The sequence below is a fragment of the Rhizobium sp. BK529 genome (assembly GCF_014194105.1).
In the GTDB taxonomy this organism is placed as follows: domain Bacteria; phylum Pseudomonadota; class Alphaproteobacteria; order Rhizobiales; family Rhizobiaceae; genus Rhizobium.
The window spans coordinates 2,558,926-2,575,607 of sequence record NZ_JACIAU010000001.1 but is presented as its reverse complement, the minus strand read 5'-3'; the positions used below and the strand labels follow the sequence as shown (position 1 = coordinate 2,575,607).

The 16,682-nt window shown below is 60.3% G+C and carries 13 protein-coding genes; 9 read left to right on the top strand and 4 right to left on the bottom strand.

Features of this window, described 5'->3' with window-relative positions; genetic code table 11:
• The first annotated feature begins 6 nt into the window (after positions 1–6).
• From purD to FHX08_RS13050, 4 genes are all read left to right on the top strand, one after another.
• Positions 7–1,278, top strand: coding sequence for a phosphoribosylamine--glycine ligase (gene purD, locus FHX08_RS13065; RefSeq protein ID WP_132652417.1), 1,272 nt, complete (start codon positions 7–9; stop codon positions 1,276–1,278).
• 209 nt (positions 1,279–1,487) lie between these two features.
• On the top strand, positions 1,488–1,937 hold the full coding sequence (locus FHX08_RS13060) for a plant virulence effector HPE1-like domain-containing protein (protein WP_132652416.1): 450 nt from the start codon (positions 1,488–1,490) through the stop codon (positions 1,935–1,937).
• A 363-nt stretch (positions 1,938–2,300) separates the two neighbouring features.
• The gene (locus tag FHX08_RS13055) at positions 2,301–4,124 is read left to right on the top strand and encodes a methyl-accepting chemotaxis protein (RefSeq protein ID WP_184327225.1); all 1,824 of its coding nucleotides are present in this window, start codon (positions 2,301–2,303) and stop codon (positions 4,122–4,124) included.
• A gap of 279 nt (positions 4,125–4,403) precedes the next feature.
• Positions 4,404–6,227: a methyl-accepting chemotaxis protein gene (locus FHX08_RS13050; RefSeq protein ID WP_184327224.1), complete on the top strand. Its 1,824-nt coding sequence runs from the start codon at positions 4,404–4,406 to the stop codon at positions 6,225–6,227.
• A 52-nt stretch (positions 6,228–6,279) separates the two neighbouring features.
• On the opposite strand, the gene FHX08_RS13045 is transcribed toward FHX08_RS13050, so the two are convergent.
• Together FHX08_RS13045 and FHX08_RS13040 are read right to left on the bottom strand one after the other, a co-directional pair.
• Positions 6,280–6,795 carry a DUF523 domain-containing protein gene (locus FHX08_RS13045; protein WP_184327223.1) on the bottom strand — a complete coding sequence of 172 codons (516 nt, stop codon included), beginning with the start codon at positions 6,793–6,795 and terminating at the stop codon, positions 6,280–6,282.
• A gap of 20 nt (positions 6,796–6,815) precedes the next feature.
• Positions 6,816–7,745, bottom strand: coding sequence for a LysR family transcriptional regulator (locus FHX08_RS13040; protein ID WP_312862153.1), 930 nt, complete (start codon positions 7,743–7,745; stop codon positions 6,816–6,818).
• A gap of 94 nt (positions 7,746–7,839) precedes the next feature.
• On the opposite strand from FHX08_RS13040, the gene FHX08_RS13035 reads away from it, so the two are divergent.
• Positions 7,840–8,049: a 4-oxalocrotonate tautomerase family protein gene (locus FHX08_RS13035; protein ID WP_132652410.1), complete on the top strand. Its 210-nt coding sequence runs from the start codon at positions 7,840–7,842 to the stop codon at positions 8,047–8,049.
• 49 nt (positions 8,050–8,098) lie between these two features.
• Here FHX08_RS13035 and glyS read toward each other — a convergent pair whose 3' ends face one another.
• Positions 8,099–10,276, bottom strand: coding sequence for a glycine--tRNA ligase subunit beta (glyS, locus tag FHX08_RS13030; RefSeq protein WP_184327221.1), 2,178 nt, complete (start codon positions 10,274–10,276; stop codon positions 8,099–8,101).
• 237 nt (positions 10,277–10,513) lie between these two features.
• On the opposite strand from glyS, the gene FHX08_RS13025 reads away from it, so the two are divergent.
• The 4 genes from FHX08_RS13025 (at position 10,514) to FHX08_RS13010 (ending at position 15,771) form a co-directional block, all read left to right on the top strand.
• Entirely contained in the window at positions 10,514–12,823 is a 2,310-nt protein-coding gene (locus tag FHX08_RS13025; RefSeq protein ID WP_184327220.1) for a Tex family protein, read from the top strand.
• A 133-nt stretch (positions 12,824–12,956) separates the two neighbouring features.
• Complete coding sequence (locus tag FHX08_RS13020) at positions 12,957–14,216, top strand: cyclopropane-fatty-acyl-phospholipid synthase family protein (RefSeq protein ID WP_184327219.1); 1,260 nt, start codon at positions 12,957–12,959, stop codon at positions 14,214–14,216.
• Positions 14,217–14,264: 48 nt separating this feature from the next.
• Positions 14,265–14,843 carry a histidine phosphatase family protein gene (locus FHX08_RS13015; protein ID WP_132652403.1) on the top strand — a complete coding sequence of 193 codons (579 nt, stop codon included), beginning with the start codon at positions 14,265–14,267 and terminating at the stop codon, positions 14,841–14,843.
• Positions 14,844–14,961: 118 nt separating this feature from the next.
• A complete protein-coding gene (locus FHX08_RS13010) occupies positions 14,962–15,771 on the top strand; it encodes a MipA/OmpV family protein (protein ID WP_132652402.1) in 810 nt (269 codons plus the stop codon).
• 13 nt (positions 15,772–15,784) lie between these two features.
• On the opposite strand, the gene FHX08_RS13005 is transcribed toward FHX08_RS13010, so the two are convergent.
• A complete protein-coding gene (locus FHX08_RS13005; protein WP_132652400.1) occupies positions 15,785–16,576 on the bottom strand; it encodes an SDR family NAD(P)-dependent oxidoreductase in 792 nt (263 codons plus the stop codon).
• Positions 16,577–16,682: the final 106 nt, after the last annotated feature.

The window sequence follows — 16,682 nt, the reverse complement described above, 5'->3', positions numbered from 1 at the left end:
TCGGGCATGAAGGTTCTGTTGATCGGATCTGGAGGACGCGAGCACGCGCTCGCCTGGAAGCTGGCGCAATCGCCGCTGATGACGGAATTCTATGCCGCGCCTGGCAATCCCGGCATCGCCGAGCACGCGACGCTCGCCGCCCTTGATGTCGACGACCACGATGCCGTTATCGCCTTCTGCCGCGAAAAGCAGATTGATTTCGTTGTCGTCGGACCGGAAGCGCCGCTGGTGGCCGGCATTGCCGATAAGCTGCGCGCAGCAGGCTTTGCGGTTTTCGGCCCCTCAGCCGTGGCCGCCCAGCTTGAAGGTTCCAAGGGTTTCACCAAGGATATCTGCGCCCGCTACAATATTCCGACTGGCGCCTATCAGCGCTTCAACAATGCCCCGAAAGCCAAGGCCTATATACGCGAGGAGGGCGCTCCGATTGTCGTTAAGGCCGATGGTCTCGCTGCCGGCAAGGGTGTCACGGTCGCCATGACGCTGGATGAGGCGCTGGCCGCGGTGGACGATTGTTTTGAAGGCGCGTTCGGGGAGGCTGGCGCCGAAGTCGTCGTCGAAGCCTATCTCGATGGTGAAGAGGCGAGCTTCTTTTGCCTGTGCGATGGCAAGAGCGCGCTGCCGCTGGCAACCGCACAGGACCACAAGCGCGTCGGCGAGGGCGATACCGGCCCGAACACCGGTGGCATGGGCGCCTATTCGCCGGCTCCCGTCATGACGGGCGAGATGACCGAGCGCACGATGAAGGAAATCATCGAGCCGACCATTCGCGGCATGGCCGAAAGCGGCCATCCGTTCACCGGTGTCTTTTTTGCCGGGCTGATGATCACCGCCAAGGGGCCGGAACTCATTGAATATAATGTCCGCTTCGGCGATCCGGAATGTCAGGTGCTAATGATGCGGCTGAAGAGCGATCTGCTGCCGCTGCTGTTTGCCTGTGCCAATGGCACGCTGGATCAGGTCAAGGCCGAATGGACCGATGATCCGGCGCTGACAGTCGTCATGGCCTCGAAGGGCTATCCCGGCTCCTATGAGAAGAACACGCCGATCATCGCTCTGCCGGAAGCTGGTGAAGGCGAGAAGGTGTTTCACGCCGGCACAGCGCTGAAGGATGGCGCGCTTGTCGCGACCGGCGGCCGCGTGCTGAACGTCACGGCGACGGGCCGGACCGTTGGCGAGGCGAAGGACCGCGCCTATACCCTGCTGGACCGCGTAAAATGGGAAAACGGCTTCTGCCGTCGCGATATTGGCTGGCGCGCGGTTGAACGCGAGAATGCATAAGAGCGAGGCAGGCAATTGCCTGTTTCGTTAAATTTTTACCCTTTCTTCTGACAGGATGGAAACAAAGCTGCGCTAATCTGGCTCTCAGTGCATTGGATCGAAAAGTGTGGAGCAGTTTTCGGATAATCTGATGCTCAAACAAAAAGTTGAGAGCGGTGGACGCGATCCGTTTTTCGGCGCGCCGCTCTCAAGGGAGACGGAGTAGCTTGATGCGTCAGATTTTTTTCAGTGTGTTGTTCCTGCTGGCTGCCGGTTCTGCCATGGCTTCGTCGATCGAGGTGATCGGGCCGAGCAAGCCGAAGGAAGCAGGCAGCATCGTTACTGAAAGCTGCACGCATTGCCCGCCGCTTCAGGCAGAAGTCTCCAAGAAAGACTACGCGGTGCCGGAACTGCGGCCTGGCACTTTCCAGCAGGCCGAAGTCCGTGATATCGGCGGCGAGAAGAAAATTTATCGCACCGAAAACTGGATGGGCGGTTCTCCTGTCCTCTTCGTCAGCAAAGCCACGCCCGAGCAGATGCTGGCGCTCGCCCCGTCTGCCCCCGCCGAGGGCATCGACAACGAGGCAACGGCGGCCGTGGTTGGCGGTGATGCGAAACCGGTGATGGCTGGCATGCAGGCTTCTCCCCTCGACGCTTCTGCTTTCCAGCTCCGTTTCTGAGCCCCGTTTGGTTGATCAGAGTTTTGGTCGGGACAAAGCTCCGCCAAAGCGGATGCACGCGCTCTTTAAGAGGCGCGGGTGTGTTTTTGATTTTCTAAATAAGTATACCCTAATTTAACGGAATTGCAGTCGGCGATGACTGCAACTTACACAGGTCTGTAAGAAGAGACCCGTCAATTTTACTAGGTCCGTCGAGTAGAAGCGACGCATTTGTTAAAAGATAATTTAATCATTCACTTTAATTTTACTTGTCGGGGAACCGGAGGACGCATGACTGCGCTAACTGAGCGCGCGATGCTTCGCGCGCAGGTCGGGAGTTGACCGATCCGGGATATTGCTTTTCACCTTTCCGCGAGGTCAACCATGAAGAAGCTCAAGATTGCGCACCAGCTCTTTGCGCTGGTCGGTGTTTTGATGGCTGCATTTGCAGTCGCTACCTACTTTCAGATCCGTACATCCGAACAGGCGATCTATGATGAGCGCTTCGACATGCTTCGCACGCAGGTCGAATCGGGCATCTCCGTTCTCAACACCTTCTATGAGCGCGAGAAGGCTGGCCAGATGACGCATGAGGCTGCCCAAGCCGAAGCCTTCGACATCCTGAAGCGCGTGACCTTCCAGCCATCAGGCTATCTCTTCGGCTTCGACTATAACGTCATCCAGGTCTTCCATCCGAGCCCGGTCAATCTCGGCAAAGACATGAGCGGCCAGGTCGACAAGACAGGCGCGAAATTCAGCCAGGCCCTTGTCGACCATGGCAAGGCCGGCGGCGGCCGTACCTACTACTACTGGACCAAGCCGGGTCAGCCGGAAGACCAGGTCTTCCTCAAGGGCGGCTATTCGAAGGCCTTCGAACCTTGGAAGATCGTCGTCGGCACAGGCGTTTATCTCGACGACCTGCAGGCCAAGGTCAATGAAACGATGTGGAAGGCTCTCACGGCCTGCGCCATCGTCTTCGTTGGCGGTATCGGCGCCGCCTTCTATTTCATCCGCGGTATATCGAACCCTCTGAAGGACGTTCACAACGCGCTGCAGGCGGTTGCCGAGGAAGACGTGAAGCTTACGATCCCACATACTGGCATGAACAACGAAGTCGGCATGATGGCGAAGGCGACGCAGTCGCTGCAGGAAAAGATCCGGGAGCGTCACGCGATGTCGGAGCGCGAGGCTGCCCAGCAGCTGGCTCTCGAGAGCGAGCGCGAGACCAACCTGCGCCATCAGCAGGACGAAGCTTCGTTGCAGGCCCGCGTCGTCAGCACCATCGGCCAGGCGCTGGAGCAGATCGCCCATGGCGACCTGACGGTGCGCTGCGCCGACATCGGCCAGAAATACGCGGCTCTGCGCGACAACTTCAACGATGCGCTCTCGCATCTGGAAGCTGCCATGGCCCAGGTCAGCGCCAAGGGCGGTGATATCGGTGTCGCCAAGGAAGAAATCCGTCGTGCCTCCAACGAACTGTCGCAGCGCACCGAGCGTCAGGCCGCAAGCCTGGAAGAAACCTCGGCTGCTCTCGACGAGCTGACCGTCGCCGTCCGTCAGACGGCCGATGGCGCCCATGAAGCCAGCAAGCGCGTTCACTCGGTCTCGACCGAAGCCACCCACAGCGATGCGATCGTCACCCAGGCGATCGAAGCCATGAGCGGCATCGAGAAGTCCTCGTCGGAAATCTCCAAGATCATCGGCGTCATCGACGAGATCGCCTTCCAGACCAACCTTCTGGCGCTCAATGCCGGTGTCGAGGCGGCACGTGCCGGCGAAAGCGGCAAGGGCTTTGCCGTCGTTGCCCAGGAAGTGCGTGAACTCGCCCAGCGCTCGGCTGCTGCCGCCAAGGAGATCAAGGATCAGATCGCCCGTTCGTCCAGCCAGGTCGACCATGGCGTGCGTCTCGTCGGCGAGGCAGGCGAAGCGCTGAAGCGCATCTCCGACCAGATCAAGGCTGCCAACGAGATCGTCGCCAAGATCGCCCACAGCGCTTCCGAACAGGATACGACGCTGCGCTCGATCTCGGCCTCGATGAACCAACTCGACGCCGCCACTCAGCAGAACGCCGCCATGGCCGAAGAGACCACGGCATCGGCCGAAACGCTGGCTGCCGATACCGACGAACTGCTCGGCCTCATCAGAGGCTTCCGCGTCGGCGATGTCGCAGCCGCCCCCGTCTCGCATCACGGTCGCCGCGCCGCATAGGCGGGGCCACTACAGGCGATTTTATCACCAAAGCTTTAGCGGCCGCCGGATGAGAATCCGGCGGTTTTGCCTTTTTAACACACCCCTACTTTCTTAGGGAGGTCCTCGCTAAAACCCAATAAAATTAAAGGTTTATTATAAGATAGATGTCAATCGTAGTTAACCGGTCGCAGCATGTTCTTTTAGCAGCGGTAGACGCGTCGCCTTGATCTGGCGCGCTCGCACAGGCGGTAGAAAACCGCACCGGAATGCAGTCACCCATTCCTGTTGCGAGGCATCATGAAGAATCTGAAAATATCGAAGCAGCTCATTTTGCTGGTGATCGGCCTGATGATCGCGTTTGCGATCGCCACCTTCCTCCAGGTCCGCTCCTCTGTCGATGCGATCTATAAGGAACGCTACGATATGCTTCGCGCGGAGGTCCAGTCGGCGGTTTCCGTCCTCAAGCAATACCAGGCAAAGGTCGTCGCCGGCGAAATGACGTTGGAAGACGCCCAGAAACAGGCCTACGCTACCGTCAATGCTATGAAATACGACCCGGATGGCTATTTCTTCGGCTATGACTACGACGTCAAGATGATATTCCATTATGACGCCTCGAAAGTCGGGCAGGTCAACAAGGGGCAGCCGGACAGCAAGGGCAAGCTCTATCGCGAAGAACTGGTCAAGCTCGGGCAGCAGGGAGGCGGCCTCGTCGAATATTATTCGACAGCCAAACCGGGCCAGCCTGTTGGCGATTATCGCAAGACGGCCTATGCACTGGCTTTCGATCCCTGGAAGATCGTCGTATGTACCGGCGTCTATATGGATGATCTCGATGCCCAGGTGAATGACAAGATCCTGGCGGCGCTGTCTGGTAGCATCGTCCTGTTCTTCTTCGCCATTGTCGCCGCCTATCTGGTCATCCGCGGCATATCGAACCCTCTGAAGGATGTTCACAACGCGCTGCAGGCGGTTGCCGAGGAAGACGTGAAGCTTACGATCCCACATACTGGCATGAACAACGAAGTCGGCATGATGGCGAAGGCGACGCAGTCGCTGCAGGAAAAGATCCGGGAGCGTCACGCGATGTCGGAGCGCGAGGCTGCCCAGCAGCTGGCTCTCGAGAGCGAGCGCGAGACCAACCTGCGCCATCAGCAGGACGAAGCTTCGTTGCAGGCCCGCGTCGTCAGCACCATCGGCCAGGCGCTGGAGCAGATCGCCCATGGCGACCTGACGGTGCGCTGCGCCGACATCGGCCAGAAATACGCGGCTCTGCGCGACAACTTCAACGATGCGCTCTCGCATCTGGAAGCTGCCATGGCCCAGGTCAGCGCCAAGGGCGGTGATATCGGTGTCGCCAAGGAAGAAATCCGTCGTGCCTCCAACGAACTGTCGCAGCGCACCGAGCGTCAGGCCGCAAGCCTGGAAGAAACCTCGGCTGCTCTCGACGAGCTGACCGTCGCCGTCCGTCAGACGGCCGATGGCGCCCATGAAGCCAGCAAGCGCGTTCACTCGGTCTCGACCGAAGCCACCCACAGCGATGCGATCGTCACCCAGGCGATCGAAGCCATGAGCGGCATCGAGAAGTCCTCGTCGGAAATCTCCAAGATCATCGGCGTCATCGACGAGATCGCCTTCCAGACCAACCTTCTGGCGCTCAATGCCGGTGTCGAGGCGGCACGTGCCGGCGAAAGCGGCAAGGGCTTTGCCGTCGTTGCCCAGGAAGTGCGTGAACTCGCCCAGCGCTCGGCTGCTGCCGCCAAGGAGATCAAGGATCAGATCGCCCGTTCGTCCAGCCAGGTCGACCATGGCGTGCGTCTCGTCGGCGAGGCAGGCGAAGCGCTGAAGCGCATCTCCGACCAGATCAAGGCTGCCAACGAGATCGTCGCCAAGATCGCCCACAGCGCTTCCGAACAGGATACGACGCTGCGCTCGATCTCGGCCTCGATGAACCAACTCGACGCCGCCACTCAGCAGAACGCCGCCATGGCCGAAGAGACCACGGCATCGGCCGAAACGCTGGCTGCCGATACCGACGAACTGCTCGGCCTCATCAGAGGCTTCCGCGTCGGCAATGTCGCAGCCGCCCCCGTCTCGCATCACGGTCGCCGCGCCGCATAGGCGGGGCCACACCACAGGCGGTTTTATCACCAAAGCTTTAGCGGCCGCCGGATCAGAAACCGGCGGCTGTGTCGTCAGCGGCATGGCTGACGCGCTCGATGAGCCGATCGATTTCGCGGTCCGAAAAGACTTCTATACCGGCTTGCCTGAGGGCAGCAGCCGTCACGCCGTTCCCGAGCCGCCGATTGCCCGAAAAGGTTCCGTCATAGATGAAACCGGAACCGCAGGACGGGCTACCGTCGATCAGCAGCGCATAGCGGCAGCCGCTATCGGTCGCGAGCCGAACGGCATTTTCTGCCGCCCGTAGGAATTCATCGGTCACATCGCCGCCGGTCAGCTCCACGACACGAGCCTTACCTGCCAGCACATTCTCACCCGATGCTCCATCCGCAATCTCGGCAGGCGGTCGTGGAACCGGCATCCCCGCCGACATTTCCGGACAGATCGTTACCAACAGGCCTTCCTGCATCCAGCGTTCGATTGCCGGATGGACAAGCGGCTTGGCGCGCCCGTCATAGCGGACAGCATGACCCATGAGACAGGCACTGACGAGGATCTTCGACACCATAGGGCAGCTCTACTGCACATTCAGCCCGGCGTCTTCGCCTTATCCCTTGGTGCAGCCTCCACGACGCAATTCCGGAACCAGCGCTGCGCCGGATGTGCGTCATTGCGCCGATGCCAGGATAGCACGAAGGATATGGGATCGAGCGTGAGGGGCGGCTCCAGCAAGGTCAGTTCGTCCGAATGGCCGGAAGCCTCCACTACGCCTGCCATCAATGTGGCAATCATATCGGAGCGGGCAATCAGCAGCGGCGCGGCATACATATTGGGAAGCGTCAGTGAGAGCCGCCGTTGAAACCCCCGTTTTGCTAGAGCCGCATCGACATGGCCAAAGCGCTCGTTCTCCGGCGAGACGAGCAGATGGGGGAGAGCGAGAAATCGATCGAGATCGAGTTCTCTTCCTGCAACCGGATGATCCTTCCTGACGATACAGACGAAACGTTCTTCGAATAGAGGCTGGGTCAGGATACGTCCGGTCTTCACTGCCGGCACGCCGACCGTCACATCGACTTCTCCCGCATCCAGCAGATCGATGGCGTCATCCCGCGCACTGAAATTCCTGACCTGCAATGCCGCACCCGGAGCCGCCCCCGCCAGAAGGGTAACAAGCCGCGGCAGAAGCGCGAACGTCGGATGATCGGAGAGGCCGATCGTGAAAGTCGCAGACGAGGTCGAGGGATCGAACCCCTGGGTGAAATCGAGCGTATGCTGGATTTCGGCCAAGGCCCGCGACAAGGGTTCGGCGAGATCGAGCGCTCGTGGTGTCGGCTGCAGCCCTTGTGGCCCGCGCACCAGCAATTCATCCCGCAGAAGGCTCCGCAACCGCGCCAAGGCAGCACTCATCGCCGGCTGCGTCCGGCCGATGCGAATGCCGGCCTTCGTCACGCTCCGTTCCTTCATGAGCGCATCGAAGGCGACGAGCAGATTGAGATCGATACCATGCAAATCCATGATATGGATGAATGCATATACTTGATATCAATTTCAAGCATGTTGCCAACACAGCTAGGCTTGCCGGGTCGCAACACAAACCGGGCAGGAGTTCATCATGCCATTTGCAAACTACAAGTTTCCCGAGGGCACTCTGACTGCCGAGCAGAAGGAGGACATTATCCTTCGGACGACGGCCATGTTCGTCGACTTTTTCGGAGAGGGCGTTCGCCCCTATACGATGGTGCTTGTCGACGAGGTCGTCGACGGCGGTTATGGCCGCGCAGGCGAAACCCTGACCATCGCCAAGATGCAGAAAGAGCGATGAGATGAACGGAAAATGGGGCCGAGCGGCCCCATTTTTACCTGTCGGAAATCTAGCCGGCGATCTTCGAGAAATCCGCCACAGTTCCGGTCGCCGCGCGGATCATCCGCAACAGCGCGAGGCGGTTGGCCCGGATCGCCGCGTCCTCGTCATTGACGAGCACGTCGGTGAAGAAGCGATCGACGGGTGCGCGCAGTTTTGAAAGCGCTTCCATGGCCGAGCGGAAATCTTCGTGTGCAACGGCGCCGGCAGCTTCCAAAGAAGCCTTGGTGATGGCCGCAAATAGTTCCTTTTCGGCATCGAATTTCAGCAACGCGTCCGAAACACCGTCGGCAATAACGGTGCCCTTCTTCTCCTCGGCCGCCAGAAGCTGCGTGGCGCGTTTGGTGCCGGCGAGCAGGTTGATGCCGTCTTCCGAGGTGATGAAGGCCGTCAATGCTTCGACGCGGCGGGCGACCATCAAGAGATCATCGGATTCAGGCGTCAGCACCGCATCGATAAGATCGTGACGCGCACCCTGATCGCGCAGATAGACCTTAAGGCGGTCATGGAAGAAGGAGAGTAGGTCGATCTGACGCGACAGGTCGTCCGTTGCAGCGCTGGCGCCGATATCGCTATCGATGCGTTGCATATGCGAGACGATGCGCGGCAGCAGCGTCACCCGAACGCGCCTCTCGAGCAGGATGCGGATGATGCCGAGGGCCGCACGGCGAAGAGCAAACGGATCCTTCGAGCCGGTTGGCTTCTCATCGATCGACCAAAAGCCGATGAGCGTGTCGAGCTTGTCGGCGAGCGCCACCGTGATTGCTACCTTGTCCTCGGGCACGCGGTCCGACGGGCCTTGCGGCTTGTAGTGGTCTTCGATGGCGGTCGAAACCGAAATGTCCTCGCCCTGCAGCACCGCATATTTGCGGCCCATGACGCCCTGCAGTTCCGGGAATTCTCCGACGGCTTCGGTGCGCAGGTCCGCCTTGCAGAGGACGACGGCGCGGTCAACGAGCTTGTAATCGGCGCTCGCCGGCATGGCGATCTTGGCGGCCAGCGCGCGGATGCGCTCGACGCGGTCGCCCTGTGTGCCGAGCTTGGCATGGAAGGTCACGTTCAGCGCATCGAGCTTCGCCATGCGCTGGTCGAGCGGCTTTTCGAGATCGAGGCCGAATTTCTTGGCCGAAGCGTCCAGCGTTTCGAGGTCAGGGAGGTTGCCCTGATCCCGCTTCCAGAAGTGCAGCGCGTCGGACAGGCGCGCGCGCACGACCTTGCCATTGCCGTGAATGATTTCCTTGCCACCATCAGTCGCCTGAATGTTGGAGACGAGGATGAATTTGTTCGAAAGCGTCTCTTCGCCCTGTTTGCGGGTGACGAAGCACTTCTGGTTCGTCTTGATGGTCAGGCGGATGATCTCGGAAGGGATCGAAAGATAATCTTCGTCGAAGGAGCCCATCAGCACCTGCGGCCATTCGACGAGGCCGGAAACCTCCTCCAGCAGGCCTTCGTCTTCGACCAGTTCCAATCCACTCGCAAAGGCGATGTCGCGGGCGTCGTGCAGGATGATATCCTTGCGCCGCTCCGCATCGAGGATCACCTTCGCCTTTTCGAGGTTCGAAACATAGTCGTCGAAACGCTTCACGGTGATGGCTTCGGGCGCAAGAAAACGATGGCCATAGGTCACGTTGGACGCGACGATGCCGTCGACCTCGAAGGGGATGACAACGGTTTCTTCGTGCTCGCTACCGAAGGTGCAGACGATTGACTGCAGCGGGCGAACCCAGCGCAGCGAACCGGGCTGCGAAGAGGCCTTGCCCCAGCGCATCGACTTAGGCCACGGAAAATCTCTGATAATGCCGGGCATGACCTCGGCGATGATCTCCTCGGCGCTGCGGCCGGGCTTTGAGATGACGGCGACGTAGAAATCACCCTTCTTCGGATCGCTGACGACCTGAGCCTCGGAAACCGAGGACAGGCCGGAGCCGCGCAGAAAGCCTTCGATCGCCTTCTCGTTGGCGTCGGTGCGCGGACCCTTGCGCTCTTCGCGGATATCGGCGGAGCGGGCCGTCAGGCCGTGAATGTCCAGGGTCAGACGGCGCGGCGTCCAATATTCGCGAGCGCCCTCGTAGGTCAGTCCTGCTTCCACCAGGGCATCGGTCAGCAGCTTCTTGAGATCGCCGGCGGCCTTGCGCTCCATGCGGGCGGGGATCTCTTCGGAGCGAAGTTCGAGAAGCAGGTTCGGCATTGTACTCTTTTCCTAGCGCCCGCAGGGCAGGGCGATCCAAAATGGTCGCCTCTGCTACCAAAGAATGCCGCATCTGCACAACCGCAAAAACAGGGAGAGGAAAGCTCAATTGCGCCTCAATCATGCCGCCTGAATCGGCAAGAGCACTGTCTTGCGCTGTGGAAAGCGGCGGCAGGCATTGCCTTGCTGCTTTTCGCCGCTATGGTCCGCCAACCCTAATAAACCGCAGGAAATCTCATGGCCGCTGACCTTCGTTCGCTCGCAGCAAGCATCTCCGCCGAAATCAATGCCCGGCCCGATCAGGCGAAGGCAGCGATCGAGCTGCTGGACGAGGGCGCGACGGTGCCGTTCATCGCCCGCTACCGCAAGGAGGTGACGGGCGGCCTTGACGATACGCAACTGCGTACGCTGGCCGAACGCCTCGTTTATCTGCGCGAGCTCGAAGCCCGCCGCGATGCGATCATCGATTCCATTAACGGCCAAGGTAAGATGAGCGACGAGCTGATGGCAAAGCTTTCGGGCGCCGCAACCAAGGCCGAGCTGGAAGACCTCTATCTGCCCTACAAGCCGAAGCGCCGCACCCGCGCCGAGATTGCTCGAGAGCGTGGTCTCGGCCCGCTTGCCGAAGCAATCCTCGCTGACCGAGCTAAGGAACCGGCCACGCTGGCCGAGGCCTATATCACCGCCGACGTTGCTGATGTGAAGGCGGCTCTCGAAGGCGCGCGCGACATCGTCGCCGAAGGTTTTGCCGAAAATGCCGATCTGCTCGGCAAGTTGCGCGCTCATCTGCGCAATGCCGCCCTTCTCAAAGCCAAGGTGGTCGAAGGCAAGGAAGCGACCGGCGAGAAGTTTTCCGACTATTTCGACCATTCCGAACGCTGGGCGACTGTGCCCGGCCACCGCGCGCTCGCCATGTTGCGCGGCTGGAACGAGGAAGTGCTGACGCTGACGATCGAGGCCGATGCCGAGATTGCCTCGCCGAACAAGCCCGTCGAGCGCATGATCGCTGCCGCCTACGAAATCGGTTCGAGCCGTCCCGGGGACCGCTGGCTGATGGATGTCGCAAGCTGGACTTGGCGCGTGAAGCTTTCCATGTCGCTCTCGCTCGACCTAATGCGCGAACTGCGCGAAAGGGCGGAAGAAGAGGCGATCTACGTCTTCGCCCGTAATCTCAAGGATCTGCTTCTGGCCGCACCTGCCGGCTCGCGCGCTACGATGGGCCTCGATCCGGGCATCCGCACCGGTGTCAAGGTCGCAATCGTCGACGGCACCGGCAAGCTGCTCGATACGACGACCGTTTATCCATTCCCGCCGAAGAACGACGTGCGCGGCACGCAAGCCGAACTCGCCTCTCTCATCCGCAAGCACAATGTCGAGCTGATCGCGATCGGCAACGGCACCGGCAGCCGCGAGACGGAAAAGCTGGTGGCCGATATGCTGACCGCCCTTCCGGCACCCAAGCCCACCAAGGTCATCGTCTCGGAAGCCGGTGCTTCCGTCTATTCAGCTTCAGAAGCTGCCGCTGCGGAATTCCCGCAGCTCGACGTTTCCTTGCGTGGTGCCGTCTCCATCGCCCGCCGTCTGCAGGATCCGCTGGCCGAGCTCGTCAAGATCGAGCCGAAGTCGATCGGCGTCGGCCAGTATCAACACGATGTCGATCAGACGAAGCTTTCGCGCTCGCTGGATGCGGTCGTCGAAGATGCCGTGAATGCCGTCGGCGTCGATCTAAACACCGCGTCTGCGCCGCTTCTGGCGCGTGTTTCCGGGCTCGGCCGCTCGATTGCCGATGCGATCGTCCTGCACCGCGATCAGAACGGCGCCTTCGAAAGCCGAAAGGACCTCCTGAAGGTCGCCCGCCTCGGCCAGCGTACCTTCGAGCAGGCGGCCGGCTTTCTGCGCATCCTGAATGGCAAGGAGCCGCTCGATGCCTCTTCCGTGCATCCGGAAGCCTATGGCGTGGCAAAGAAGATCGTTGCTGCCTGCGGCCGTGACCTACGCTCGCTGATGGGCGACAGCGCCACGCTGAAGGCGCTCGATCCGCGCAAGTTCATCGACGAGAAGTTCGGCCTCCCGACGGTCAAGGACATCATCGCCGAACTCGACAAGCCCGGCCGCGACCCGCGCCCGAGCTTCAAAACGGCAACATTTGCGGAAGGCATCGATGAAATCAGCGACCTAAAGCCGGGCATGATGCTGGAAGGCACGGTGACCAACGTCGCGGCCTTCGGTGCCTTCGTCGATATCGGCGTGCATCAGGATGGCTTGGTCCACGTCTCCCAGCTTGCCGACCGCTTCATCAAGGATCCTCACGAAATCGTGAAGGCAGGCGATGTGGTCAAGGTTCGTGTCGTCGAAGTGGATGTGAAGCGCAAGCGCATCGGCCTCTCCATGCGCAAGGACGATGGCATTTCAGCAGGTTCTCCGCGCGGTGAGTCGCGTGGAAACGCAGGCTCGCGCCCCCAGCAGGACCGCCGCCCGGCGCTCGCCAAGCCGCAGAGCCAGGGTGCCTTCGGCGCAGCGCTCGCAGAAGCCATGAAGCGAAAATAATGGCTTAGCTTCAACCGCGGCAAAAATGTCACACTTTGGCAATTGAATCCGCAGAGTGCTAAATCCGGCGCTTGTAAGGCAGGCGTGAGGTATTAAGTTGATGTGACCATCCTGTCACATTTGCGAGGCGTCCATGGCGTCGGCATTCTTATCGATTGTCCAAAAAATTATCCGCAAGGGTTCTTTGACCCTTACTCTTGCCAATGGGGAGACCCACCAGATTGGCGACGGCACCGGGGAGCCGGTTGTCGTTCGCCTTGCCGACCAGGAGGCAGAGGATGCGATCCGTCGCGATCCGACGCTGAAGCTCGGCGAAATGTATATGGAAGGCCGGTTCATTCTTGAACAGGGCAACATCTACGACTTCCTCGCTCTGGTGAAGCAGAACACCACCAACGAAATCTTCGATTTCAAGATGGCCGCCCTGCTGATCGGCCGCATTGCCATGCAGCAGCTGAAGAGCCGCATACCGATCAACCACAACAAGCGTAATGTGGCCCATCATTACGATCTGTCCGAAAAGCTCTTCGACCTCTTCCTCGACGAGGACTGGCAATATTCCTGCGCCTATTTCGATCCGCCGGGCATCAGTCTGGAGGAGGCGCAGGTCGCCAAGAAACGCCATATCGCCGCAAAACTCATGCCGCAGCCGAACCAGCGCGTGCTGGAAATTGGTTCGGGTTGGGGCGGCATGGCCATGTATCTGGCGGAATCGACACCAGGCCTCGATGTCACCGGCATTACGCTCAGTGAAGAGCAGCTGAAGATTTCGCGCGAACGGGCGGAGAGACGCGGTCTTGCCGATCGTGTCCGTTTCGAGCTGCAGGACTACCGCTACCTGACCGGCAAGAAGTTCGATCGCATCGTCTCGGTCGGCATGTTCGAGCATGTCGGCATCGGCAATTATGGAAACTTCTTCAAGAAGGTGCACGAGCTTTTGGACGACAACGGCATCATGCTGCTGCATTCGATCGCGCGCCCGAAGCCGAGTTTCGCGACCAATGCCTTCATCGAGAAGTACATCTTCCCGCAAGGCTACATTCCCTCGATCGCCGAAACGCTGGTGCCTCTCGAAAAGGCGGGCCTGCTGACCCGTGACGTCGAGGTCCTGCCGCTGCATTACGCCTACACGCTACGCCACTGGCGTGAGCGCTTCGTCGCCCGCAAGGCCGAAGCCGTGGCGCTTTATGATGAGAAGTTCTTCCGCATGTGGGAGTTCTATCTGGCCGGCTCCGAAATGGGCTTCCGCTGGGATGAACTTTTCATCGAGCAGATCCAGATCACCAAGAATCAGTTCGCTACACCTGATAATCGCAATTACATCGCGCAGAACGAGGCGAAGCTGAGAGAATTCGAGGCGACGCGGCCGCCACTGGAAAAGTTCACCTTCTGACTTCAAAAGCGCGGCACGACCGCGCTTTTTTCTTTTTGGAGAACGGTTATGAGCGCATTTCCCGAATTCACCCTTGTGCGCCATGGCGAAACGGCATGGTCGCTATCGGGCCAGCATACCGGCCGCAGCGATATCCCGCTGACCGCCAACGGTGAGGCCGCCGCCCGCGCGCTTGCTCCGCGGCTTGCGGGTCTTTCCGTCTCGGCGGTTTGGTCAAGCCCCTCACAGCGGGCGCGCAATACCTGCATGCTCTCGGGTTTCGGGGAGGGGGCGATCATCAAGCCCGATCTCGCGGAATGGGATTACGGTGCTTATGAAGGCATCACGACCAAGGAAATCCTCTCGAAGCGCCCCGGCTGGCAGCTTTTCCGCGATGGTTGCCCGGATGGCGAAGCAGCAGCCGATGTCGGCGCCCGGGCCGATCGCATCATCGAAGAGCTTCGGCAGGTCAATGCGCCCGTCTTGATCTTTTCGAGCTCGCATTTCCTGCGCGTGCTCGGCGCCCGCTGGCTTGGCCTGCCCCCGGAGGACGGCTCCCGGTTCATTCTGGATACGACGAGCATCAGTGTTCTCGGCTATGAGCATGATCTGACCGAACCGGTCATTCGCCGCTGGAACCAGAAGTAATTTCACATCCCCTCAATCTCGCTGGCGTGGTTAAGATTGAGGTAACTCCATCGCTATAAATGTTCCGGTCGCCGCCGTCCGCGGCCGTTCTTGTATTGCGTTTTCTGGAGTGCGGATTGTGTTTAATCGATCAGTCGTATCGATCTCTTTAGCTGTTGCCCTTGCTTCTTTCGGCACGGCCTCTGCTCAGGAGGGCGGCCACTGGTGGTCCGGCGACTGGTATCTGAAAGTCGGCGTATCCGGCTTTTCCGCGCCCAAATTCGAAGGCGCTTCGACCAACGAGTTCAAGTTCAGTCCGCTGATCTCCGTCGGCCGCCAGGGAACCGGCCCTCGGTTCTCTTCGCGCAACGACAATCCATCCTTCGCACTTGTCGATAACGGCGGCTTCCGCGCCGGCATCGTCGGCCGCTATGTGCCTGAGCGTGACGAAGGCGACGACAGCGATCTGCGTGGTCTCAAGAAGGTCAAGTGGGGTGCAGAAGTCGGCGGCTTCGCCGAGGTCTATCCGACCGACTGGCTGCGCGCCCGCGCCGAACTGCGCCAGGGCATCCGCTCCCATGACGGCCTTGTGGCTGACGTGGCACTCGATGCTTTCACCGATATCGCCCCCGACCTGCAACTGTCAGGCGGCCCGCGTGCCACCTTTGCAACGAGCGGCTACTTCCATTCCTATTACGGCGTCAACGAAGCGCAGTCAGCCGCAAGCGGGTTGAAGCAGTATGATCCCTCGGGCGGCATCCAGTCCTACGGCGCCGGCACAGCGCTCACTTGGAATGCGACGGAAAATCTGTCGACGAGTGCCTTCGCGGAATACAAGCGCCTTGCCGGGCCGGCCGCTGATAGCAGTCTTGTGCGCGAGCGTGGTTCCAAGAACCAGTTCCTGATCGGCGTGTCCGCCAGCTACAAGTTCAATTTCACGCTGAACTGACCCAGCTGGGCGCTCAGACCCAGCCGCCGTCGACGATAAACTGTTGGCTGGTGCACATGGCGCTGTCGTCGGAAGCGAGAAACAGCGCCATGCGGGCGATGTCGGAAGGCTGCAGCCTGTCCGGCAAGCATTGGCGCTCGGCGATCTGCCGCTCGCCGGCCTCATTCAACCAGAGATTGATCTGCCGTTCGGTCATGACCCAGCCAGGCACCATGCAGTTGACGCGGATACGTTCGGGGCCGAATTCGCGCGCGAGCGCCCGCGTCATCCCCCAGATTGCCGCTTTCGCGGTGACATAGGCCGGGCAATCCGGATCTCCAACCATCCAGGTGATCGAGCCGAAATTGATGATCGAGCCGCCGCCGAGTGCCTTCATATACGGCCGGGCTGCCTGCGCGCCGAAGAATTGATGGCGCAGGTTGACCGCCATGCGGTCGTCCCAATAGGCGACGTTCACATCCTCCGTCTGGTGCCGGTCGTCGTTGCCGGCATTGTTGCACAGTACCTGAAGCGGGCCGTTCTGCTCGACGGCCTGCCCGATTGCTCGCTTCAACGCCTCGATATCGCGCAGATCGCAGGCAATGAAGAGCGGTGCGGCGTGACCGTCAGTCGCTATTGCTGCGGCGAGTTCACGGCCGCTATCTTCCGCGATATCGACGAAGGCAACGCGGCTGCCCTGCGCACAGAAATGCCGGACAAGACTTTCGCCGATGCCGCTTGCACCGCCGGTAATGAACACGCTTCGGCCCCTGAGGCTCGGATAGCTGGCACAGGGGGCGTGGTCGTTGCTGGCATCTTGGCTCATCGGCAGATCTCCGAAGGATGTGGATCAGTTGCGTAGATAGGTGCACGACTGTATCAAACAGAAGACGTCGCAGCGCTGCGACGTCTTTTTTCAACGGTATTTCCGA